Raw genomic sequence first — 22,381 nt, forward strand, 5'->3', positions numbered from 1 at the left:
TCTTAGTCAATTTTAAATTTTTATTTTAACATATGAAGGCAGTAATTTTAGCAGGAGGTTTTGGGACTCGTATTAGCGAGGAAAGCGCCGTTCGCCCTAAGCCGATGGTAGAAATTGGACAAAAGCCCATTCTTTGGCATATCATGAAAATCTATTCCTATTACGGAATAAATGAATTCGTTATATGTTGTGGGTACAAGGGGGAAATTATAAAAGAATATTTTTCCAACTATCACCTCCTTAACTCCGATTTCACTATTGACTTGAGCACCAATCAAATTAAGGTGCACCATGCGAAGTCAGAGCCCTGGAAAATAACCCTTGTGGATACAGGCTTGGACACCATGACTGGTGGAAGATTAAAACGAGTGAAGGAATACATCGGAAACGAGACCTTTTGCATGACTTATGGGGACGGCGTATCTGACGTAAATATCCGAGACGCTATCTCCTACCATCAGAAAGAAGGCGCAAAGGCCACTTTGACAGCGGTAAAACAGCCAGGAAGATTCGGCGCATTCATCTTGTCCTCCAAAGATTCCCGAATTGAGAATTTCAGAGAAAAACCACAAGGAGATGGCAATGAAGGCGCCATGATCAATGGGGGATTTTTTGTCCTGGAGCCTGAGGTGCTTGATTTGATAGAAAATGACCAAACCATCTGGGAAAGAGAACCACTTGAGAAGCTGGCTGCTAGTAAAGAATTGGCGGCCTTTGTGCACCATGGATTTTGGCAAGCCATGGATTCCCTTCGGGACAAGAATTACCTCGAAGAATTATGGAACAATCAAAATGCCCCTTGGAAAGTTTGGTAAAATAGACCTTATAAAATTTCAAACATGAAAATTCTCATCACAGGCAATATGGGCTATATCGGCCCCATTCTAGTCAATCATTTAAAAACTGTTTATCCCGACAGCACAATTATAGGCTTTGATATTGGCTTCTTTGCCCAATGCATCACAAGTAAAGGGGCTTTTCCTGAAGTGAATGTTGATCAACAAGTTTTTGGAGATGTTCGAAATTTTCCGGAAAAATTATTAGAAGGCGTAGATACCGTTATAAATCTCGCAGCTATATCCAATGACCCTATGGGTAAAAAGTTTGAAGAGATTACATTGGACATTAATTACCGGTCTTGCATCAATCTGGCTAAAATGGCAAGGAAGGCAGGCGTCAGGAATTTTGTCTTTGCCTCAAGTTGTAGCATGTATGGGGCTGCTGATGACTTCCCTAAAACCGAAGACGCTTCGCTGAACCCACTTACCGCATACGCCAAATCCAAGGTGCTTTCAGAAAATGACCTTCAGGGACTGGCAAGTGATGATTTCATCGTTACCTGTCTTCGTTTCTCAACTGCCTGCGGCTTTAGTTCCAGGTTAAGATTAGATCTGGTGCTGAATGACTTTGTGGCGGGCGCAATCACGTCTGGAGAAATTTCTATCTTGAGTGACGGTACCCCTTGGCGGGCAATGGTTCATGTCAAGGACATGGCTAGGGCAATGGAATGGGCTTCAACCCGCAAATTATCCAATGGAGGATCATTTACTGCTGTGAATATTGGCACGAATATATGGAACCATCAGGTAAAGACCATGGCATTAGCAGTACAACAATTAATCCCAAATATTAGCGTAACGATCAACAAGGATGCTCCTTCTGACAAACGTTCTTATAAGGTTAATTTTGAAAAGTTTGAAAAAATGGCTCCTGATCATCAACCGCAATATGATTTGGAAAAAGCCATAAAAGACCTGGAATCAGGATTAAAAAACATTGGTTTCAGCAACCAGGAATTTAGAAATTCTAATCTGATACGCTTAAAAGTATTGAATGATTTTCAGGAACAAGGACTTTTAAATGAATCCTTAAACTGGACCAATAAGACCCTCCAGTAGAAATATTGAAAAATGGCTAAGAGCGTTTACACTCTTAGCCATTTTTATACTGTAACATCTGCAACTCTTTTTCTACAGGTTAAAGAAATGTTTGTTTTGTTCCTTCCTTAACTTGTCACTCAATCTACCCTCCGGCACAATGACATCCTCATAGGTCAATACCTGGTCCTTAAGTATATCCCTGGTGAGCACACAATCCACGGCCAATCCCAAGGGCAACAGTTGCTGTTCCAAAGAAGTAGACATGTTTTCGCACAATCCATAGGTCATGTAATGCCCTATTCCGTCCAGTGTTTCTCCTTTTTTCAGGTCTCTTTTGGCAGTAGTGACAACATCTACCATTGGTTTTTCAGGAGCTATGGCGGCATCGTGAAACAGCACCGCTCTGGCTACCGTGATCGGCACCTCAAAATGGCACAAATGATAAGGGTTATAAAAACAATATAAAGGACCTTCACCTACCTTGTACAAATTGAGGTAATGCTTTTGAATCGGATTGTCCACTGTACCAAGCACAAAAACGCCTGGTCCAGGACTAGCCCCTACTATATAATCTACTATACCATCCCCTTTTAAAAGGTCCTCTAACGGGTATTCCTCCAGGCAATCTTTTATGTGTTTACCCATCTCTACGGTAGGCCCGTGCATTCCTCTTTTGGCCACATGCATTCCTGTAGCATTGGCAATAATCGCCTGCTCAAATGAAATCTTGCTACCATCCGCAAATGAAGTAACCATGGCCGGATTTTGCTTCCATTTTTTTGCAAAACCCTCTTGGGTTGTAGGATTTCTATAGGGATCATGCAGTCCCTTTATATTTCCACAAAGCACAGGTTTCAAGCCAATTTGTTTTACAAAACGGAAAGGTTAAGCGTTACACCTGGCTGATCACCATCGGCATTTGTAAAGACCACTCCTTTTTTGTCGGCGCGCACCTTTAATATAGGGCCTATTGTCCCATCTGTCTCAGCATTCATCATGATGATATGCTTCCCATTCTCAATACTTTCAAGGGCAATTCTAGCTCCCAAATCAACTGCACCAGTCACCTCTATCACCGCATCAATCCCTTCGGCTTGACAAATCAGGAAGGGGTCTGTAGTGACAGCCCTACCACCGTCTTTAATAACACGGTTCAATTCCTGTAGATTGGCAACCTCTGTAGGATGATCATGACCAGCTTTTTGGTAAACATCTATAGCTTTTGAAAGCGTTCTGTTGGCAATAGCTACCAACTCCATTCCTTGGGTATACAATTCCATTTGGATAGCTATCCCCTGAGCCATAAACCCAGCTCCGATCATTCCTACCCTTACGGGCTTACCTTCTGCTTGCCTCTTTTTGAGCGCTGTGTCTATTATAATCATACTAATAAATTAAGAATTGAAATAAGGATGGGAATTGTCTTTTTCTGAAATTACGGCTATATCAATAGGCCATTTAATATTAAACTTGGGATCATCCCACTTTATTCCTTTCTCAGCACCTGGTGCATAAAATTGGGAAACCATGTATTGAATGGCCGTATTGTCTTCCAATGTAATAAAGCCATGAGCAAAGTCCCTCGGCACAAAGAGCATCCTATTGTTCTCTTCAGATAGCTCCACACCTGTCCATCTTAAATAAGTAGGAGAATCTTTCCTTAAGTCAACGATAATGTCAAAAATAGCTCCTGATACACATTTAACCAGCTTGGTTTCTTCATATGGAGCCACCTGATAGTGCATTCCTCTAAGCGTACCTTTTTTGGGATTAAAAGACATATTGGCCTGGGCAATATTTGGTTCAAGCCCTACCTTTTCAAATTCATGTTTACAAAATGTCCTTGCAAAATAGCCTCTTTCATCCGCTATTTTATTAATATCAATAATATAAGCACCTTTCAATTCAGTCTCTGTAAAAATCATTCGCTTAATAATTAACGGTATAAGAATTAATAAAAGAAAAATTTGAATTTATTAACGAATTCAATCTTTTTCCAATTTAGGTATTCAAAATTAATCATCAAAAATTTTTTTGGCCCCATATTGGCTCTACCTTACACGCAACATTAATTTTAGTTACAATTAATAAATTTCCTTAATCTACCTCTTATAATATTACGTTAGTACTCTTAAAACATGGAAGCTAATCTATTTAATCAGATATGGGCTCTTTCATTTAAAGAAAAGAGTGACTCTATAACAACGCAACTTGTTCATTTAACGGAAGAACTCATACAATTGTATGAAGCTCAAGGAAGATTGCAAGAAAATCCTTTAGATCCTTCCCGAAAAAGAAGGTTATCACTTCCTTCTACTTCCCTCTCAGCATTACTACGGGGAAAGGTTTGTTTGGTCACAGGTGGTCTTGGCAGCGTTGGTTCAAAATTGGTCGAGCATCTACTGAATCATTCACCGGATAAAATTATCATTGTTGATAAATTACCCAAAGAAGAAAGTCCTTATGAGCTCCCTAAATCCAGCAAAATAACAGTCATTCAGGCAGACATTCTCGACGAGCAAAAATTAAGGGAAATATTTAAGGAATATTTACCGGAATTTATCTTCCATACTGCTGCTCAGCGTGATCCTGGCTACGCAGAAAAAAACATTGTAGAGACTGTTAAAACAAACATCCTGGGGACATTAAATGTTCTCAATGCCTGCGAAAAATATCCTTCCGTAAGGCAGTGTGTCTTTTCATCTACTGGAAAGGCAAGTAGGTATTACACCAGTGAAATATATGCTGCCACTAAAAAGGTATGTGAAATGTTGCTCGATTCCTTTTCCAGAGAAGGAACAAAATTGTACAGCATGGTTCGCTTTACACATATCGTGGACAATAGTCTTATGGATCAGCAATTGAGAGAAGCGGCACAAACAGCTGATAGAATAGCAATTCACTCACCCGGTAAATTTGTAACCGCCCAGAATGTGGAAGAAGCTGCTTGCTTAATGGAAAACGCTTTGATCTATGCGGAGAAAGGGAAATCAAAGTTTTTTCTTGTAAAAAACCTGGAGTGGCCAGTGGAAAGTTTAGAATTAGCGCTTTATTATATTAAAACGTTCAAGAGAAAAATTCCAATCGTATTTTCAGGCAATCCCAAAGGCTATGGGGAAAAATTCTATAGGGGACAGTTGGACTGGAAAAACCCTTTAGAACTAAACTTATTGATCAACGTTTATGAAAACAGATGGAGAACACTTAATACAGAGGAAGATATAATAATTTCTTCGATCGTCCCATTTACTATACCCTTGCTTAAAAACCTTATCACGGAAATCAAGCAAACTACAGAGGAGGAAGCAACAAAAGAAGTGCTGGTAAATGGATTAAAAACCATTTTCGAAGACTCACTTAAAAATGTTCCCGCCACTCAAACTGTGGAAATTTTAAAATGGGGCTTGGACCCTAAAACACTGGCAATGGAAGGTTTAACTGCTGCTGATTTTGGAGAGATGGTGCCTGCTATGATTTCTTCTTTGGCTGGAACGCCGTATGAAAACAGCTTTCATATACAATAAGGCATACTATTTGAATAAGATAGAATTGATGTTACATTTGGAAGAAAAAACTTTAAGAGAGATCTTAAATAAAGTCGAAAAAAACCCTGAAGAGACTTGCGGATTCTTACTCGGTAAATCAAATAAGAATGATAAAACCATTGCAACCTTTATAGCGGCAAAAAACGTAAGTAAAAACAACAAAGCGCAAAGGTATGAAATCAGTCCCAAAGCTTACCTTATGGCAGAAAAGGCTGCATTAGAAAATAAAATGGAGATCCTTGGCATTTATCACACCCATTTAAATTGGCCAGCCAATCCCTCCGAAACAGATCGCCTGGCGGCATTTCCTGGCTTATCCTATATGATCATTTCTCTTAGAGAACAGGTTTTCTCAGACATCAAATCTTGGCTGCTAACTGAAGACTTCTCGTTCAAAGAAGAAAAAATAGAACTAAAAATAATTTAAATTTTATGGCAACTGTTTTCATCCCAACTCCTCTTCGGAAATTCACAGAAAATGTTTCCAAGATTGAGGTTGACGCTCAAACAATAAGTGACTTATTGGATGCTATGTCCAAGAAATATCCTGAGTTAAAAAAATATTTATACACACCTGAAGGCAAAATCCCTTCTTTCATTAATATTTTTGTTGATGAAGACGACATAAGAAATTTAGAGATGGAGAATACCCAGATCTCCTCAAATAACTTGATCAGTATTGTTCCTGCCATTGCCGGAGGCATAGACGACATAACCTTTTCCAAGGCTGAGCTGGCCAGGTATAATCGGCACATCATTATTCCGGATTTTGGAATAGAGGCACAAAAGAAGCTGAAAAGTGCCCGCGTTTTAGTCATAGGTTCTGGAGGCCTGGGAAGTCCATTGCTTTTATACCTTGCTGCTGCAGGTGTAGGGACAATAGGTATAGTCGATTTTGACATCGTAGAAGACAGTAACTTGCATAGGCAGGTGCTATTCGGTGTTGATGAAATTGGTCTTCCAAAAGTAGTCGCTGCGAAAAAAAGATTAGCCGGTATCAATCCTTATATTACTATCAATGCATACAATGAAAAATTAACCAGTGAAAATGCACTGGAGCTAATTTCACAGTATGATATAATAGCAGACGGAACGGACAACTTCCCTACAAGATACCTGGTAAATGATGCCTGTGTTTTGTCAAATAAGGTAAATGTATATGCCTCAATATTCCAATTTGAAGGACAGGTCTCTGTTTTTAATCACCTAATCGACGGTGTGAGAGGCCCCAATTACAGGGACTTATACGAAACGCCTCCACCAGCAGGCCTGGTTCCTAATTGTGCTGAAGGCGGAGTTTTAGGGGTATTGCCTGGTATCATTGGAAGTTTACAAGCCCTTGAAGTAATCAAGGTCATCACGGGAGTAGGTGAAGTGCTCAGTGGGAAACTATACACTTTTGATGCCTTGTCCTTCCACTCCAGTACATTTAAGGTGAGAAAGAAGGACACCAATCCATTGAATGGAACAAATCCTACCATCACCACCTTAATTGATTATGAGGAGTTCTGTAACATTGGCAATGAGGAAGGGTCGATCAAAGAAATAAATGCAGAGGAGTTGAATGCGCTTATGGAAAGTGATGAGTTATTTCAGTTGATCGATGTCAGAGAACAGTATGAATACGACTTTGTCGAAATTGGGGGAGAGTTGATTCCTTTGGAAACAGTTTTAGCTAATTCCAGCAAAATCAAGCGAGACCGAAAGGTGGTGTTCCATTGCAAAATGGGTGGCAGAAGTGCCAAGGCAATCCGTGCACTTGAAACTCAGTTTGGATTTGAAAACCTATACAACCTAAAAGGTGGAATAATCGATTATTTAAAACAATATGAGCCTGATATAAAGGCATATTAAAGTAGGATAAGGGATTATAGTAGGTTTTGTATCTACGAGTATTAAATAACAAAGCCCCTTAGTGATACTAAGCGGCTTTGTTATTATTAAATAGGAGCTATCCGAAAACCGGAGTGGCTATTCTTCTTTTTTAGACCAATTTTTATTTAGTTTTGGCAAACTAAGCTCTGTTCTACGGTTGATCTGGTGCATGGCTGGAGTACATGGTGTTTCACCGCAATCATTGATAGGGTTCTTTTTTCCAAAAAACTCATACTCCATTCTTTCAGGGGCAATGCCTTTTTCTTCAAGGTATTTCTTTACCACCAAAGCACGCTTTTCAGATAACTTTTGATTGTAAGCATCACTACCTCTATTGTCGGTATGTCCACTAATTTCCAAACGGTGCTGAAGCATTTCTCTAAGTAATAATGCCACCCTTTCTAAGGCCATCATGTCGTTTACATTCAGCGTTGCTTTATCAAAACCAAAATAGATTGTAGGCAACTCTACAGGCAATTGTACATTGCTAATGTCACAAAGGTCCAGGTCTTTCATTTCAGGAGGTAAATTATATGCTTTCCCTTCCTCTGGAAAGGCTAGCAACAATAGCTCCGTTCTTCTGTTGATCTGGTGCTTGTTTTCTGGACATGGAACACCTTCTCCGCAATCATTGGCTGGTTCTTTTTCTCCAAACCACTCTGCTTCAATTCTAGATCGGGCAATACCGAATTGTCCTAAATAATCCCTTACTGCATCGGCTCTTCTTTCACTGAGTGCTTCATTATAAGCTTCACTAGCACGTGAATCTGTGTGGGAACGAACAGCTACATTCAAAAACGAATAAGATTTCAATAGCTCAGCAACTTTGTCTAAAGAAGCTTCAGCATCTTTTCTTATGGCTGATTCGTCAAGGTTGTAAAATACTAAATCTACGTAGGCTGTTGTATTATAAGGAATACGAACCATCTGATAGGTTTTTTCCAAGGAAGCTTCTTTCAGCCCTTTGGTGCTTAGTGTTTTGTCTTGAATAGAAAAATACCCTTCTTTCTTTATAGCGATCTCAAAGTCTTCTTCAGGAGCTACTGATGCTTGTAATTTTCCTTTTCCATCGTTCTTAACAGCTATATTTACCTTTTCAGCTCCTTCCATCAGCGTAACCTCCAAAGGACCTGACAATTGTTCTCCATTACAACCCAGGATTAAAGCCTGAAAGTCTTTGTAAAGGGTTTCAACTTCAAAAATATCGTCCCATCCTTTACTTTCAGGTCGGTTAGAGGAGAGAATTGTTTTATTTTCTGACGTAATGAATAAGCCAAAATCATCCTGAGATGAATTATAAGGAATTCCCAGATTTCTTATGTCTGAAAACCTAACTCCAGTAACACTGGACTCAAATAAATCAAGCCCACCAAGACCAATATGACCATCCGATGCAAAATACAGCTTGCCATCTTTCAGGTAAGGGGCACTTTCATTTCCTTCGGAGTTGATTTTACTACCTAGATTGACAGGGGTATTAAATTCAAAATCTCCATTATAATCCATATAGTACAAGTCAAACCCACCTAGTCCACCAGGCATGTCTGATGAAAAATACAGCCGCTTGTTCGTTTCATCTACAAATGGATTCTTTATCCCGTATTCAAGGGGAGAATTGATCGACAAGCCTTTGAAATCTGACAATTGACCTTCCGCGTTAATCTGGCTATAATAAATTTCTGAATTGACCTCATAGCTTCCCGACTGCCTAATGTCTTTGGTTACTGTATAGAAAAGGACAGGGCTTTCTTGTAAAGCATAAGGATCCGTAGCATGAAATACATTTGGTACCGGAATAGCAAGCGAGACAATTTCTCCTGATTCATCCATTCGGTAAATACTCAAAAAGTCTCTACCGGTCCAATCTGAATTCTTATCGTAATATTTATAGCTCTTAACAAACCTAAGTCCTCGTTTCTTTCGGTCGGATTCTCCTCCTCTATCTGATGAGAAATAAATATTGCCATCACTATCTTTGGTAAATCCGAAATCAGCGCTTGTAGTATTTACACCACCAACCCCGATTACTCCAGCATTTGCTTTGGTACCATACCAGTGTTTTAAAGAGTCTAAATTGAGATTTGTTGTTGGAGAGGAAAGTTTTCCATTTTTTGATTCCAATGCTTCAAATACTTCATCTCTTTTATCAGCTTGGTTAGCAGCAGCTATATACGATAACTGATCCTCATTGGTGGCATCTGAGAATTCCACAGCTTTTTTCCACCAATCATAACTTTTCTGATAATCCCTCAACAAGGTAAAACCCTCGGCCGCACCTTTCGCAGCCCTATAGGTCGCTTTCTTATTGTATGCTTCCGCATAACCATTGGCAGCTTCATAATAATTTGATTCCACAGCTTTTTGCTGGGCATACCTTAACAGTCCATTCTGAGCCTGCACTTGACAGACCATGGCACTGAATAAAATTACAGGCAAGAAATAAATAAAAATCTTTTTCATATTTAGAACCATCTTGGGTTTTTCATATTCACTTTTCTTGGAGAGATATAGTAACCTAAAGACATCTCATGACTATTGTTTCTCAGTCCACTAAGGGCATTGGTTTGCACATCATAGGCATATCCCAATCTGAGTTTTTCTGTAGCAAACAATTCGAGTATTAAGGCAACAGCATTTTTAGAAGAAAGGCCTGTTGGCAATTCAGTTGCACCAACCTTTAGGTTCGTCCGGTAAGAAGCACCTGCCCAAATCCTATCCATAAATAAGAACATACCGTTAAGGTCCAGGTTAGTTGGGCCACTCCCTCCGTTTCTCATGAGAAAAGAAGGTTTAAACTGTACTTCGTCAGAAATAGGAAACAAGGCCCCTGCCGTCAGGTAATAGTGAACATCATGATAAGCCAAAGCAACTGCTTTATCTTCAAGGCTATTTTTACCTATTAAATTGTATGCACTGAATCCCGCATAAAATTTGGGAGTATGAAAAAAGATTCCCGTGTTTAAGTTAGGCGTATAAACATTGATCCTTCCTTCTGGTAATTCACCATCTCCAAAATCATTGGGGTCAAACATGGTACCGTCTATAGCATACTCTGAAACCCCTCCACTCACTCCAATTCCTAAAAAGGATGAATTTCCAGTTTGAATTCTATAGGCATAGGTCACCAAAGCAGTATTGGTTTTAGTAGGACCTACTTCATCAGTCATAATCGATGCACCAAAACCCATCAAACCTTCATTTGCACTTAGGTCAGCCGTTACCGTAAAAGTGGTAGGTGCGCTAGGCAAGCCTCCCCACTGGCTCCTGTAAGTAGACTGAACATAATGCTCCCCTTTGTATCCTGCATAGGCAGGGTTGACATGTAAGCCATTAAACATGTATTGGCTAAACTGGGGCAACTGCTGGGCCACAGACCAATTGGTCCCAACAGGAAATAATATCACCAAAAATCCAAAAACTCTAAAAATATTCTTCATCGAACTTATTATTTTAATGCTGCTACTATACACAAAATCACTATTTTATGACTTGAACCCAACCTTTATAGGTCTGCTCATCACCACTATTGTCCGTGATCACTAAGACATAAAAGTAAGCTCCCGCATTCAGTCCTGGTGCTGACCAATCGTTATTGTAATCCTCAGATTCAAAAACATGGTCACCATTCCGATTGAGAATAGTCAAAGAACTTTTCGCAAAAGCTTCAATGCCTTTTATTTCAAAAGTATCGTTCTTACCATCCAGATTTCCCGGGGTAATAACATTTGGAACAAAAAACCTGATGATTTGATTGGTATCACTATCATCCTGATTGGCTGAGTTGTTGTCTTGATCATCTGGTACTGCCACATTCACCGTATTGGTCACTGTGCCTAAACCGCTAGCCTGCACTTTGATCAGGTAAACGATTTCCTGACTTGCCGCTATGGTTGGAATAGTCCAGCTTAAAGTATTGCCCGAAAGCGTTGCTCCTGGGTCTGTACCCGTAAAGCCAATAAACACCACATTGGTTGGTAATTGATCACTCACCTGAACATTCTCGGCTGAATTTGCTCCATTGTTTGTAATTCGAATTTCATATTCAAATTCGTTCCCTTCATATATGGCCTTGCCAAAAGAGGTCTTCGAAACACTTATATCGACAGATTTGGCGATTACCTCCACAGGAGAAGCGATCACCAGGTCTGTAAATTCACCTATATTGATATTAGCAGTGTTGATTTTTTCACCACGTTCAACGCCCATTGCTTCTAGTTGAAGGCTTGTTGATTGTCCCGCAGCAAGTGCAGCAATCACCCAACTACCGTCTGTACTTTGGGCTGGTGTAGTTCCCATGTTTAATAAACCTGAAGGAAGCGGATCTGAGACTAATATATCTGTCAAGTCAAATTCCGAGTTATTGGTCAATGAAATGGTATAAGTCACTATTCCTCCAATCTGGATTTCTGACACATTGGAAGTTTTACTCAATTCCAAAATAATTGGTCTTACGAGAATACTCACCTTCGCCTGATCGCAAAACAGCCTATCTGTATTTTCACAGATTTCATAGGTAAATGTATCACCTCCTGAAAAATTAATATCAGGAGTATAAGTAACTAAACCTCCAACACCAACAGCAATTGATCCATTTTCAGGATTTTCTGTAATCAATAAGGTCTCTTCAAGTATTGCGCCTACATTGGTAAAATCATTGTCCAAAATAGAAATGTCAATGGCTACATTTTGATTGGTAACCACTTCATCAGCCTTTGCTTCTAGTTTAACATCCTGTAGTGAGAACCTTATTTCTCCCTGATCTTTATTGGTAGGGTTGATGGCCTCAACAAGATCGTACATCAACACGTAATCACCTTCTGGCAAACCGGTAGGCAACTCAAGCACACCGTCTTCAGAAAGGGTAACTCCTGTAAGCCCATCATTGTCTGTCAAAACAGCATTCACCCGATCTGTTGTTACAGGTTCATTATTTAGTAAGTCATTGTCCAGTACATTCCCTAGTTCACCAGCCCTATTCAAGTTGATTGGCCCAAAATCATCATTTACCGCAACCAAAACTGTAGATTCTACAGTGATTGTTACTTTGGCCTGATCACATTTTCCAGGATCTTCTTTGTCACAAATTTGATAAACCAATTCATAATCACCTGCAGGAGTTCCTTCCTGAATGTCAATCGAACCATCGTCAGTCAATACAATTTTTCCACCTGAATTATTGCTAACAGTGGTCAGGTTTACGTTCTCAACTAGTGCAGGCAATCCGTTTAACAGGTCATTGTCCAATACATTCAATACGCTGTCTTTGCCAAAACTATCGTCGAGATCGATGCTATCATCAAAGGCTAAAGGAATGTATTCTATGACTTCTATGGTAACTTCTGCCTGATCTGAGTCTCCACCACCTGTAGAAATTTCATATACTAGTTTATATTCACCAGGTGGAGTATTAGGTGCTACATCTACTGTACCATCAAGATTTAATTTCACATTCCCAATAGGGAAAGAGGTGATGGTTTCCAAAGTCACATCAATGGGATTCAAAGGAAAACCATTCAGCTCATCATTGTCAAAAACATTGAGTACTCCTTCAGCTCCTAATTCACTGTTTACTCTTTCTGCCAAATCTGGCGTTGCAGAAATAGCGTTTACAAAGAAAACCAGCTTTCCATCAGGTTCATTTACGGCTATTATTCTAATTCCAAAAATAGGTTCAGCCGATTCAAATATAGCTGGAGAAAAAAGAACCATGTATTGGGTTTGTGTTGGCACATTGGACACGTGGTTAATCCCAGTATTCCACTGATAACCCCTTACCTGAATTATTTTTGCACTTTCTATCGGGTTGCCGGCCTTGTCCAAGGCGATAAAATCTGTCGCTGAATTTCCATTTCTTTCCGTGAAAAGTAAATAGCCTGAGGTTACCACCTGATCCTTGTATTCCAAGTCTACAAATGCTTCACCTTGGGGAATAGACGGTTGCCCGTTGATATCCCAGTAGGATCTAATGTCGGGTGTTGAAACCACCGTTTCCAAACTACTCAAAAACTCAGGGTCCCTGTGGTTTGTGATCGTATTGTCAGAGTGTACAATTTGAATGGCCTCAGCCCTAACGTCCAAAGAACCAATAACTGGGTTTGGGTTCTCTACACTTGGGTCTCTTGTCGTCGCATAAATCACCTTATCCGAACTAATCTTAATAGAACTAATCACTACAGGAACATCTGCTGGACTAGGATTTTCATTTCCATCAGGAGAGGTCTGAATTAATTCATTGCCCTCAATGACATACCGCACTTCCTCTATGAGGATATTATTCTCGGTACCCGTGACAGTTACAGTTTGAGCTGAAACGGGTCCAAAAATGGCAAAACAGAATAGTAAAACAAATGGAATAAACTTTATGGGCTTCCTTAAAAAAAAATCAAGCCCAAGCTGTACCAATAAAATTAATCTTTTCATATAAAATTAAACTTAAAAACTAGTAACAACACCGCTATACAAAACAAAAGAATAAAATAGTCCCCAAAAATAGGACTTTTATTTATAACTGACAATAGCCTGAAAGGCACATATTTACTATATTATATAGTTTTTCTGTTCTATTTAATTTCTAAAAAGCCAGGTAACTCAATAAAGAGCTACCTGGCATTTAAAAACATAAACCAACCTTTGTAATAAAAATACTATTAAGAAAATTTATTTCGCATTTAACAATACTTTCTCGGTGCGGTAACCTTTGTTATCCTGGTACCAATCTGGATAGGCTTCCCCTCCAGTAGCGGCCCACTTATAAAACATATTGTATCCTGTGGTGATACTTTCTTTGTTCATTAAGTAAGGAATACTTTCAGTCACATTTAATGCCCATGGAAGTCCATTGTCTTTTCCTCTGTAGAACGCATCTTCATCCCCTGTGGAATTGTCTTCTTTTGTTCCAAATAGGGATTTATCTACATGTGCTGTTGGCATTTTGCCAGGCAGGTGAATTTCGACACCACGCTTTTGATTAACAATTAGAAAGGGATTGAAATTATCCAACTTAATTTCATCAAGCTTTACGTTTGCCGCTACTTTGTCACCAATCTTTAGGTACATTGTAATCCGCATTTTCTCAACAGCCTGCATAGGGAATTTTGGATCGGTATTGATCCCTACGGATCCTCCACCTGGGTGGGTCAATACATTCGCAACATCATCAAATGCTATAATGGTAGCAAATTCATTGCCCTCTTCCAGACCATTATCTATAAATTTATGTATGGTATTGGCCTTAATTTTGGAACCTTCCACTTTATAAACCTGCTCTGGTGAAATACCCGTAATCTCTATACCGAAACCATTGGAATAGCCAGCACCTGCAGCCCTTGGTAAAATATCAATCAACAATTCAACTATCTCTCCTTCAGCGTCAGTAACCCTGTTGATCTCGTAATCCAATACCAAGTCATTGAAATCATAATCTCCTTTAGCTGGCCATAAATCTTCAAACATCAATGTGCCAGGACCTTCCGGAGTAAGGTAATTATTATACGCTTTGTATTTATCATCTGGGTAATCATCTTCATCATCTATCACGCCGTCACCATCTGAATCTATTTTCTCTCCTTTAGGAAAGCAATTGGTAGAAGGGTCTGAATAATACTCACCAGGAATCTCAATATTATCCATTCCTAATAAAACATCATCTCCATAAACCATGAAAACCAATTGAATTTTTCCTATCTCCCCTTCCATATCTTTGGAGATTTTAAAATCGGCTTTTTTAGTTTTATCCTTATTTTTACTCCCGGCGTTTACTTCATGGTAACCTAGGTATTCATAATCTGAGCTCTCTCCATTTTTCTGGTTATCAGCGTCAAAAGGTATAAAGAAAGCATAAATCTTTGCTTCATCTACACCGGAATAAGGCGTCACATCCAATTCAATCTTACCTTGATCCATCTTTAACCATGGAGATTTTATATCACCCCGATATCCATCACTGCTTCCTTTGGTTAAAAAACTGTACTTTCCTTCACTAACATAATCTGACTCATCCGTCAAAGTTACATTATAAAAATCCCAACATGCGGAATAGTAATCTTTTATATTACCCAATTCCCCATCATTCTCAATATAGTCTGACTTGGCAAAAGACTGAAAACTAACCAATCCCAATAAATAACAAAATAATAATTTTCTCATTGCATTAATAGTTTAAAAATTTTAGTGACTTTATTCAGCGCTTAATTCAGCGAATTCTACATTTAGTGCATCGGCTTCTCTTTCGGTTTCAAAACTAAAAGAGGCTACTTGGTTTGTAACTTCAGCTGACTTCTCAGTAGCACCATATTTCATAACAATCACATCGATTCCGGTAGGTAAGTCAAAGGTCATTTCAAAATCTTCATGCATTTTATGTGAGCCTCCAAAAAATTCAGTCCCTTCACCTGTTAATAAAGAAAGCTTTTGATCAACACCTACATCAATTGACAATCCTTCAATATTTACTGTAATCTCATTGGTAGTTTTCCAATCAAAAAACTCTGATACAACCAAATCATTAATGGTTTCTAAATCATTGGTGATCAACTTCGTATTGTCTTCCAATTGTTCTTCAACACAGGAGGAGAAAAATACCATCGTAGGGACAATCAATGTCAAGATGCGTAATCTAATTTTTTTGCTGTTTTTCATTGTTCTGCTGTTTACTATAATTAAAAAAAGTAGTGTGACTTATATCACGTAAATAATAATGATTCAAAGGTCCTCTTTTTCAAGTGCACTTAGGGAATTTTTCGACCAACGTGGAAAAATGGTCGGTGAAAGCTTCTTTTAAGAGGGTAGAATATTTACTATCTGTTGGTTTTCAGGTATAAATGTAAAGAACATATAAAGGGTAAAAAAGTATTTTTATGCAAAACAACCCAATAAAATGACACAAAATTCTTTTCTCTATGTAAAAACCAAATATTATAGTAGGAAAAATATGATATACGTTATTATGCTTTACACCCCATCTTTTATGTTGATTGGTTAAAAATTTTATAGAAAGCACCTACTTTATAAAATTAGAGACAAGCTAATTATTGCCCTTAAAGCAATATAAATGGTTTAAAAACAGGCATTAAGTAAGATTTCAGGTTACCCTTAATTTTTAACAATCATTTGCCATAATCTCTGACCCAAGCGCTATTAGATACATGGCTATTCTACTGTAATGTTACTTTCCCGCTCAGAAAAAGGAATTGTTGCTGACGACGAACTTCAAAATGAAATGAGACTTTCGATGATCAACTTCTCGGACTATGCCAATAGAAATGGAATGGATCCTGAAGAAACTAATAAGTTACTTCTGAATATTAAAAACGAATTAAATCGGGATTGAAGGCAAATAAAAAGGAATGGTCTTAGTGGCCATTCATTTTCAATCTCTCATAACCAAAAAAAATAACTGACAACTATACTATTAACAGAAGCAACAAGTTCATATAATACAGGTAAATTGAAAAGTAAATAATTTAAAAAGAAATGATCATTCCCTCAGGCAAAACCATTGCGATAGATTTTGACGGCACAATCGTAGAACATGCCTATCCAAAAATTGGTAAAAAAATGCTTTTTGCTTTTGAAACAATTAGGGAATTAGAAAAAAGGACATCGATTGGTATTGTGGACCTATAGGGAAGGATCTCTACTTGAGGATGCCGTCCGTTTTTGTACTGAGAATGGAGTAACGTTCTTTGCTGTAAATGAAAGTTACCCAGGGGAAAACAACGAATCTGAGTACCCTAGAAAGTTAAATGTGGACGTTTTTATAGATGACCGAAACATTGGAGGCTTTCTGGGTTGGGAATCGGTATGGCAGATGTTACATCCTGAAGGTGGGGACTTCCACCACCAATTGAAAAATTCAGAGGCACATTTCAATTACCCTCATCAAAGGAAAAAATGGTGGCAATTTTTTGGTGATTCTAATTAAAAAATAGGGGCCAGTTACTTAGTACTTGATAGGAGTAATACCGCTTAAACTTAAATCACAGTAAAACGGATCCTCTAAAAAAATAAACAAACTGCTGCATAACACAGCAGTTTGTTTAAAATCATTAAAATATATAACGGACCGAAAGCGCGAAATCATCTCCCCAAAATCCTCCACCATTGATCAGGTTAATCGCTGGTTTAAAGTCCAATGAAAAGTTGATAGGCAGGTCCTCCAAAACATAATCCAGACCTACAATTCCATCAATCCCGATTACAGTAGAACCTTTGTAATCATTGTTTGCCCAATAAGGATTTCCCAAACCACTATTCCAGCTTCCTATGTGTGCACCACCACCATAAAACCATCCTAGTCCACTTACATCCTCAATGTCTCTATGAATCTCATAAAGACCAGTAATTAACAAACCTCTCCATCGTGTATGTACTATACCTTCAAGCGCTACATCGTCCTTAATAAAATGTTTTACACTTAACCCACTACTTGAACCAACACGCAAACCAACTGCAGTATTGTAATCTTGGGCTTTACTTTCATTCGAAATCGAAATAATCAGAATCATTGCCATCGCGGCAAACATTGCTTTTTTCATCATTGTAGTAGTTGTTTAATTATTTTTTATTTAGGACGACCATCCCCTCCGGATATATACACCCATCCAATGGGACATCGTGAGATTCATGAGGAATTTCTGTCTCCAACGGTGCCTTGAAAGACAATCCAATTTTCAACACTTCCGAACCAAGTTCCTTGAAATATTCATCGTAAAAACCCAGACCGTAGCCTAATCGGTTCCCAGATGTATCTATTCCCAATAATGGAACGAATACCAAATCAATCAAATTGGTTTCCGTTACGAATTCTGCTGGAACTGGCACAGGTATTCCCATTTTGTCATTGACATAAACTGTTTCAGCAGTCAACCTGACAGTGGCCATCTTTCGTGAACTGTGAACAGTTATAGAACTGTAAACTTGATAATCTAGTTGAAAAAGTCTTCGCAATAATGGTACCGTATTTATCTCCTGCAGTCTTTTTATGGGTAAAAAAAGATGAACATGCTTTACTTGAGGCAATTGTTTCAGATACTCAAGACAATGCACAGTGATCATTTCTGAGCACTGCTCTCTTTCTTCAGCGCCTAATGCTTTGCGCTCATTCTTGAGTCGATTTCTTAGTATTTCTTTCGCTACCATTCTCCTTTAATAGGATAAAATTAAAGTCCAACGGATCAAAGGTATCAAAAAGCTCTTGTATAAAATCCGGGTTTCCTAAATAGAATTCCAGAAAATTGATTTTTCGCTCTTGCAAGGTCCCTTTAGGAAAAAGTGTGCCTTTAATTTCATGTAATTGTCGGATCGCGATTGTGTTTTTCTTTTCCTCAGCTTTTCGAAACTTAGTCGCCACCTGGTCTAAAATTTTCTCATTACGCTTATGTGCCGCTCTTACAGCATAGCCTAAAGTAGCGTCCATTGACAAAGATTTTTCCTCAAGCGTTTTAAAAATAGTCGCCAACTTATCTTTTTCTTCCTTTAATTCCAGGTCCTGACCGGCGTGTTCCTTGACATAAGTGATCCGTAAATCATCGATTGACATAAAGAGCTCCTTCTCTTTCAATCCTAGTTTTTCCATTTTTCGCTGAACAGGAACAGATAAGATCATTGCAAAATTCCTTGGCAGTAAAAAGGGGTAATCTACTGAATAATGTTTGAATACACTTTTCAATTGAAACCAATAGGCTACCTCTGCAGGGCCACCAAGGTAAGCCAGATTCGGCAAGATCACTTCTTGATACAGGGGGCGCATGACAACATTGGGACTGAAATTTTCAGGCTTCTCTTCGATAAGTAATGCCATTTCCTTTTCAGTCCATTCATTTTTCCCATCATGCGTTTTAAACAAACCGTCTTCACAAATCAACCTTTCTCTTCTACCGCTTTCCATATAAAAGAAATTAATCTCTCTAGGGTAGATTTGAGTCGTATAACCAGCTTCTTCCAAAGCACTATTGCAATCCTTCACAAGGTTATTGGCCGTTGAGGCAAAGAGGTCATCTTTGATCACAGGAGCAAAGATTTGCTTCAGTGCTTTTTCATTTGCGTCTAATATTACAAGGCCTTTGGCTGCAAACAAATGATGTACATATTTTCTAACGGCTTCCTTTAAAAACTTGCTTTCGGTATAGGCTGCCTTGAAAAAGTCAGGTAAAAAAGGCATCTCACCAAGTAACTTTTTCAAAGATTTATCCAATACAAACTCCCCAACTGCACCCGTTTGATCTGTATCCCATTGGTAATTCTTGCCCTCGAAATAAAAATGATTGATTTCTTCAAAATCATGGTCTTCACTTGCCATCCAGTATACTGGGACAAATTGGTATTCAGGATTTTCCTTTTGAAGCTTTTCTGCCAGCGCAATAGTAGATACAATCTTATATATAAAATAAGAAGGACCAGTCATTAAATTAAGCTGGTGACCGGTGGTAACCGTAAAGGTATTGGGTTGTTTAAGCTTTTGAATGTTCGCCATGACTTCGGCACCTTCAAAGCCTTCATATTGCTGCTTCAAAACATTGACAAGCGTATCTCTTTTCTCTTGCTCAAACGTTTTGTTTGCGATAGCTTGTTTAAAATTCCCCAAATTTGGAAACTCCTTATAGAACTGCTTTACTGATTCCTTGCTGTGAATATAGTCTAAAAAAAGTGATGAAAACAGGCCAGTACAGTCTGGGTCTAATGTGGATTTTAACATAAAAGGTGAAATTTCATTGTTGTTAAGGCAGCTATTGAATGCATTAAAACGGCTAAACAGTAGGTAAAGTTCAACAATTCTACCTACAAATCAGGGAACAAGTTATACATTTTTTCAATAATTCTGTAACAACAATCCCCCAGCCAGTTCGTAATTTTGATGAATAATCAAGCATACTACCATGAGCAAATCTATCGAAGTACCGATTTCCGGAATGAGCTGTGCAGCATGTGCCGTAAGTGTGGAATCCATGCTTAAAGAAACCAAAGGTATACAATCTGCCAGTGTCAACTATGCAACCCAGTCGGCCCTTATCACTCTTGAAAAAGAAGGACTGGACCTTACGGAAGCCAAAAAGAATATTCAATCGATCGGATACGATTTATTGATAGATATAAACAACCAGGAAGACCTGGATGCTATCAAAACAGCCGAATTGGCTCAATTGAAAAAGAACACCTTGTATTCAGGGCTTTTGGCTTTGCCTGTATTTCTGATTGGCATGATCTGGATGAATATCCCTTATGCCAATGAAATCATGTGGGCACTGACCACACCCATTCTAGCAATATTTGGGAGGGCCTTTTTCATTAATGCCTACAAACAAACTAAGATCGGAAATGCCAATATGGACACCCTGGTAGCCCTGAGTACAGGCGTTGCTTATGTGTACAGTACCTTTAACACCTTTTTTCCCCATTGGTTGGAATCCAGAGGGATAACACCCCATGTCTATTTTGAAGCTGCGGCAGTTATCATTTTCTTTATTCTTCTAGGCAGATTAATGGAATCCAGGGCTAAAGCAGGTACTTCAGAAGCCTTAAAAAACTTAATAGGCCTTCAGCCCACCGACCTAACCGTGGTTCGTGACGGTGAATCAATCAAAATGGCTGTTGCCGATGTGCTACCCGGCGAGACAATTCTCGTAAAACCAGGTCAGAAAATACCATTGGATGGTACACTTAGCCAGGGACAGTCTTTTGTGGACGAGAGCATGCTTACCGGAGAACCAATAGCCATAGAAAAAAGTATTGGAGACACTGTTTACGCAGGCACAATCAATCAGGCAGGAAGCTTTCAATTTAAATCAAATAAAAGTAACGAAGAAACATTACTTTCAAGCATCATCGCCCGGGTGAAACAAGCTCAGGGATCTAAAGCACCTATACAAAAAACGGTAGATAAGGTGACGGCTATCTTTGTGCCTTCAGTATTGGCCATTGCTGTGGTTACTTTTATTGTTTGGTCTTTTAGTGGAACGGATGATGCCGTTTTGAGAGGAATGCTTTCTGCCATTACAGTATTGGTCATCGCATGTCCTTGTGCCCTTGGCCTTGCCACTCCAACGGCGATTATGGTAGGGATCGGCAAGGCTGCTTCAAAGGGAATCCTAATAAAAGATGCCGAAAGTCTGGAAATAGGTAAAAAGATTGACACCCTGATTATGGATAAAACCGGTACAATCACTGAAGGAAAACCAGGCGTTAAAAAAGTACTTTGGAAAACTGACTTGGATTATAAACCAATGGTATCTGTTTTCTGTGCTTTGGAAGAAAAAAGTGAGCATCCTTTGGCTGCAGCAATCACCGAACATTTCGCACAAGAGAAATCACCAGTTGAATTATTGGACTTTGACAGCCTTACAGGGAAAGGAGTAACGGGCAAATACGATGGTAAACAATACTTCATCGGGAATTTAAAATGGCTCCGATCAATGGATATCGTAATCGATGAAACCCTGTCTCAAGCTGCAGACAAAATGCTGAACATTGGAGACATTGTGGTTTACCTGGCAGAAGAAAAACAGCTTGTAGGGATTATTGGCATTGCGGATAAAATCAGAGAAACTTCAAAAACAGCCATAGCGAAATTACAAAAAATGGGCATTTCGGTGCACATGCTTACAGGAGACCAGGAGAAAACGGCTGCAGCTATTGCAGAAAAAGTAGGCATTACTCATTTCCAAAGTGGGATGTTGCCCCAGGACAAAGGGGAATACATAAAAAAATTACAGCAGAAAGGGCATAAGGTAGCCATGACAGGTGATGGGATCAATGATAGCGAGGCGCTTGTTTTAGCTGACTTGGGGATAGCCATGGGAGCGGGAACAGACATTGCCATGGAAACAGCCCAGGTTACGCTGATGCATTCAGATCTTATGGCCATACCGGAATTATTAAAATTGAGTAAAAACACGGTCGCCACTATTAGACAAAACTTATTTTGGGCCTTCATTTACAACATCATTGGTATTCCAATAGCCGCTGGTATATTGTATCCCATATCTGGCTTTCTATTGAACCCCATGATCGCTGGTTCAGCGATGGCCTTGAGCTCCTTGTCAGTAGTTGGAAATAGTCTCAGACTAAAATACACCTAGACCTTTT

General features: G+C 39.0%; 20 protein-coding genes. 9 read left to right on the forward strand and 11 right to left on the reverse strand.

All coding sequences use genetic code 11. From position 1 onward, the window contains the following. Nucleotides 1-32: 32 nt before the first annotated feature. Nucleotides 33-815 carry a glucose-1-phosphate cytidylyltransferase gene (gene rfbF, locus ADICYQ_RS15940; RefSeq protein WP_020890680.1) on the forward strand — a complete coding sequence of 261 codons (783 nt, stop codon included), beginning with the start codon at nucleotides 33-35 and terminating at the stop codon, nucleotides 813-815. 24 nt (nucleotides 816-839) lie between these two features. Then, nucleotides 840-1,898 (forward strand): NAD-dependent epimerase/dehydratase family protein, encoded by a 1,059-nt coding sequence (locus ADICYQ_RS15945; protein ID WP_020890681.1) that lies wholly within the window; start codon nucleotides 840-842, stop codon nucleotides 1,896-1,898. Between the two features lie 72 nt (nucleotides 1,899-1,970). Here the strand turns inward: ADICYQ_RS15945 and ADICYQ_RS28820 are convergent, their stop codons facing one another. The 3 genes from ADICYQ_RS28820 to rfbC are packed head-to-tail and all read right to left on the reverse strand — an operon-like array spanning nucleotide 1,971 to nucleotide 3,805. Beyond that, nucleotides 1,971-2,729 carry a hypothetical protein gene (locus tag ADICYQ_RS28820; RefSeq protein WP_369073257.1) on the reverse strand — a complete coding sequence of 253 codons (759 nt, stop codon included), beginning with the start codon at nucleotides 2,727-2,729 and terminating at the stop codon, nucleotides 1,971-1,973. A 20-nt stretch (nucleotides 2,730-2,749) separates the two neighbouring features. Continuing rightward, nucleotides 2,750-3,265, reverse strand: coding sequence for a Gfo/Idh/MocA family oxidoreductase (locus ADICYQ_RS28825; protein WP_020890683.1), 516 nt, complete (start codon nucleotides 3,263-3,265; stop codon nucleotides 2,750-2,752). A gap of 9 nt (nucleotides 3,266-3,274) precedes the next feature. Further along, nucleotides 3,275-3,805: a dTDP-4-dehydrorhamnose 3,5-epimerase gene (rfbC, locus tag ADICYQ_RS15955; protein ID WP_020890684.1), complete on the reverse strand. Its 531-nt coding sequence runs from the start codon at nucleotides 3,803-3,805 to the stop codon at nucleotides 3,275-3,277. 213 nt (nucleotides 3,806-4,018) lie between these two features. Between rfbC and ADICYQ_RS15960 the strand changes: the two genes are divergently transcribed. Genes ADICYQ_RS15960 through moeB form a run of 3 tightly spaced genes read left to right on the forward strand, consistent with a single transcriptional unit; the run spans nucleotide 4,019 to nucleotide 7,279 of the window. Next, nucleotides 4,019-5,404: a polysaccharide biosynthesis protein gene (locus ADICYQ_RS15960; protein ID WP_020890685.1), complete on the forward strand. Its 1,386-nt coding sequence runs from the start codon at nucleotides 4,019-4,021 to the stop codon at nucleotides 5,402-5,404. A 10-nt stretch (nucleotides 5,405-5,414) separates the two neighbouring features. Then, complete coding sequence (locus ADICYQ_RS15965; protein ID WP_161625608.1) at nucleotides 5,415-5,852, forward strand: M67 family metallopeptidase; 438 nt, start codon at nucleotides 5,415-5,417, stop codon at nucleotides 5,850-5,852. A gap of 5 nt (nucleotides 5,853-5,857) precedes the next feature. Next, nucleotides 5,858-7,279: a molybdopterin-synthase adenylyltransferase MoeB gene (moeB, locus tag ADICYQ_RS15970; RefSeq protein ID WP_020890687.1), complete on the forward strand. Its 1,422-nt coding sequence runs from the start codon at nucleotides 5,858-5,860 to the stop codon at nucleotides 7,277-7,279. Nucleotides 7,280-7,396: 117 nt separating this feature from the next. On the opposite strand, the gene ADICYQ_RS29815 is transcribed toward moeB, so the two are convergent. From ADICYQ_RS29815 to ADICYQ_RS15995, 5 genes are all read right to left on the reverse strand, one after another. Next, nucleotides 7,397-9,760, reverse strand: coding sequence for an OmpA family protein (locus tag ADICYQ_RS29815; RefSeq protein ID WP_051160250.1), 2,364 nt, complete (start codon nucleotides 9,758-9,760; stop codon nucleotides 7,397-7,399). A 2-nt stretch (nucleotides 9,761-9,762) separates the two neighbouring features. Then, a complete protein-coding gene (locus ADICYQ_RS15980; protein WP_020890689.1) occupies nucleotides 9,763-10,737 on the reverse strand; it encodes a PorP/SprF family type IX secretion system membrane protein in 975 nt (324 codons plus the stop codon). A 40-nt stretch (nucleotides 10,738-10,777) separates the two neighbouring features. Next, nucleotides 10,778-13,720: a T9SS type B sorting domain-containing protein gene (locus tag ADICYQ_RS26155; RefSeq protein ID WP_020890690.1), complete on the reverse strand. Its 2,943-nt coding sequence runs from the start codon at nucleotides 13,718-13,720 to the stop codon at nucleotides 10,778-10,780. Between the two features lie 237 nt (nucleotides 13,721-13,957). Next, complete coding sequence (locus ADICYQ_RS26160; protein ID WP_020890691.1) at nucleotides 13,958-15,445, reverse strand: LruC domain-containing protein; 1,488 nt, start codon at nucleotides 15,443-15,445, stop codon at nucleotides 13,958-13,960. 30 nt (nucleotides 15,446-15,475) lie between these two features. Then, nucleotides 15,476-15,937, reverse strand: a complete 462-nt coding sequence (locus tag ADICYQ_RS15995) for a hypothetical protein (protein WP_040416681.1) — start codon at nucleotides 15,935-15,937, stop codon at nucleotides 15,476-15,478. 523 nt (nucleotides 15,938-16,460) lie between these two features. Here ADICYQ_RS15995 and ADICYQ_RS27445 point away from each other — a divergent pair. The 3 genes from ADICYQ_RS27445 to ADICYQ_RS16000 all read left to right on the forward strand — a co-directional run bounded on the left by ADICYQ_RS27445 (nucleotide 16,461) and on the right by ADICYQ_RS16000 (nucleotide 17,222). Beyond that, nucleotides 16,461-16,628, forward strand: coding sequence for a hypothetical protein (locus tag ADICYQ_RS27445; RefSeq protein WP_020890693.1), 168 nt, complete (start codon nucleotides 16,461-16,463; stop codon nucleotides 16,626-16,628). Nucleotides 16,629-16,771: 143 nt separating this feature from the next. After that, the gene (locus ADICYQ_RS27790) at nucleotides 16,772-16,924 is read left to right on the forward strand and encodes a hypothetical protein (RefSeq protein WP_020890694.1); all 153 of its coding nucleotides are present in this window, start codon (nucleotides 16,772-16,774) and stop codon (nucleotides 16,922-16,924) included. Next, nucleotides 16,905-17,222, forward strand: a complete 318-nt coding sequence (locus ADICYQ_RS16000; protein WP_200861904.1) for a hypothetical protein — start codon at nucleotides 16,905-16,907, stop codon at nucleotides 17,220-17,222. The genes ADICYQ_RS27790 and ADICYQ_RS16000 overlap by 20 nt, the downstream gene beginning before the upstream one ends. 124 nt (nucleotides 17,223-17,346) lie before the next feature. Here the strand turns inward: ADICYQ_RS16000 and ADICYQ_RS16005 are convergent, their stop codons facing one another. From ADICYQ_RS16005 to bshC, 3 genes are read right to left on the reverse strand one after another with little or no spacing between them, the layout of a single operon-like run. Further along, nucleotides 17,347-17,838 (reverse strand): hypothetical protein, encoded by a 492-nt coding sequence (locus tag ADICYQ_RS16005; RefSeq protein WP_020890696.1) that lies wholly within the window; start codon nucleotides 17,836-17,838, stop codon nucleotides 17,347-17,349. A gap of 16 nt (nucleotides 17,839-17,854) precedes the next feature. Continuing rightward, complete coding sequence (locus ADICYQ_RS16010) at nucleotides 17,855-18,439, reverse strand: 5-formyltetrahydrofolate cyclo-ligase (RefSeq protein ID WP_020890697.1); 585 nt, start codon at nucleotides 18,437-18,439, stop codon at nucleotides 17,855-17,857. Then, nucleotides 18,399-19,994, reverse strand: a complete 1,596-nt coding sequence (gene bshC / locus ADICYQ_RS16015; protein WP_020890698.1) for a bacillithiol biosynthesis cysteine-adding enzyme BshC — start codon at nucleotides 19,992-19,994, stop codon at nucleotides 18,399-18,401. Before bshC ends, ADICYQ_RS16010 begins: the two co-directional genes overlap by 41 nt. 181 nt (nucleotides 19,995-20,175) lie before the next feature. Here bshC and ADICYQ_RS16020 point away from each other — a divergent pair, with 181 nt between their 5' ends. Next, nucleotides 20,176-22,374 (forward strand): heavy metal translocating P-type ATPase, encoded by a 2,199-nt coding sequence (locus ADICYQ_RS16020; protein WP_020890699.1) that lies wholly within the window; start codon nucleotides 20,176-20,178, stop codon nucleotides 22,372-22,374. Nucleotides 22,375-22,381: the final 7 nt, after the last annotated feature.

The sequence above is a fragment of the Cyclobacterium qasimii M12-11B genome (assembly GCF_000427295.1).
Taxonomy (GTDB): domain Bacteria; phylum Bacteroidota; class Bacteroidia; order Cytophagales; family Cyclobacteriaceae; genus Cyclobacterium; species Cyclobacterium qasimii.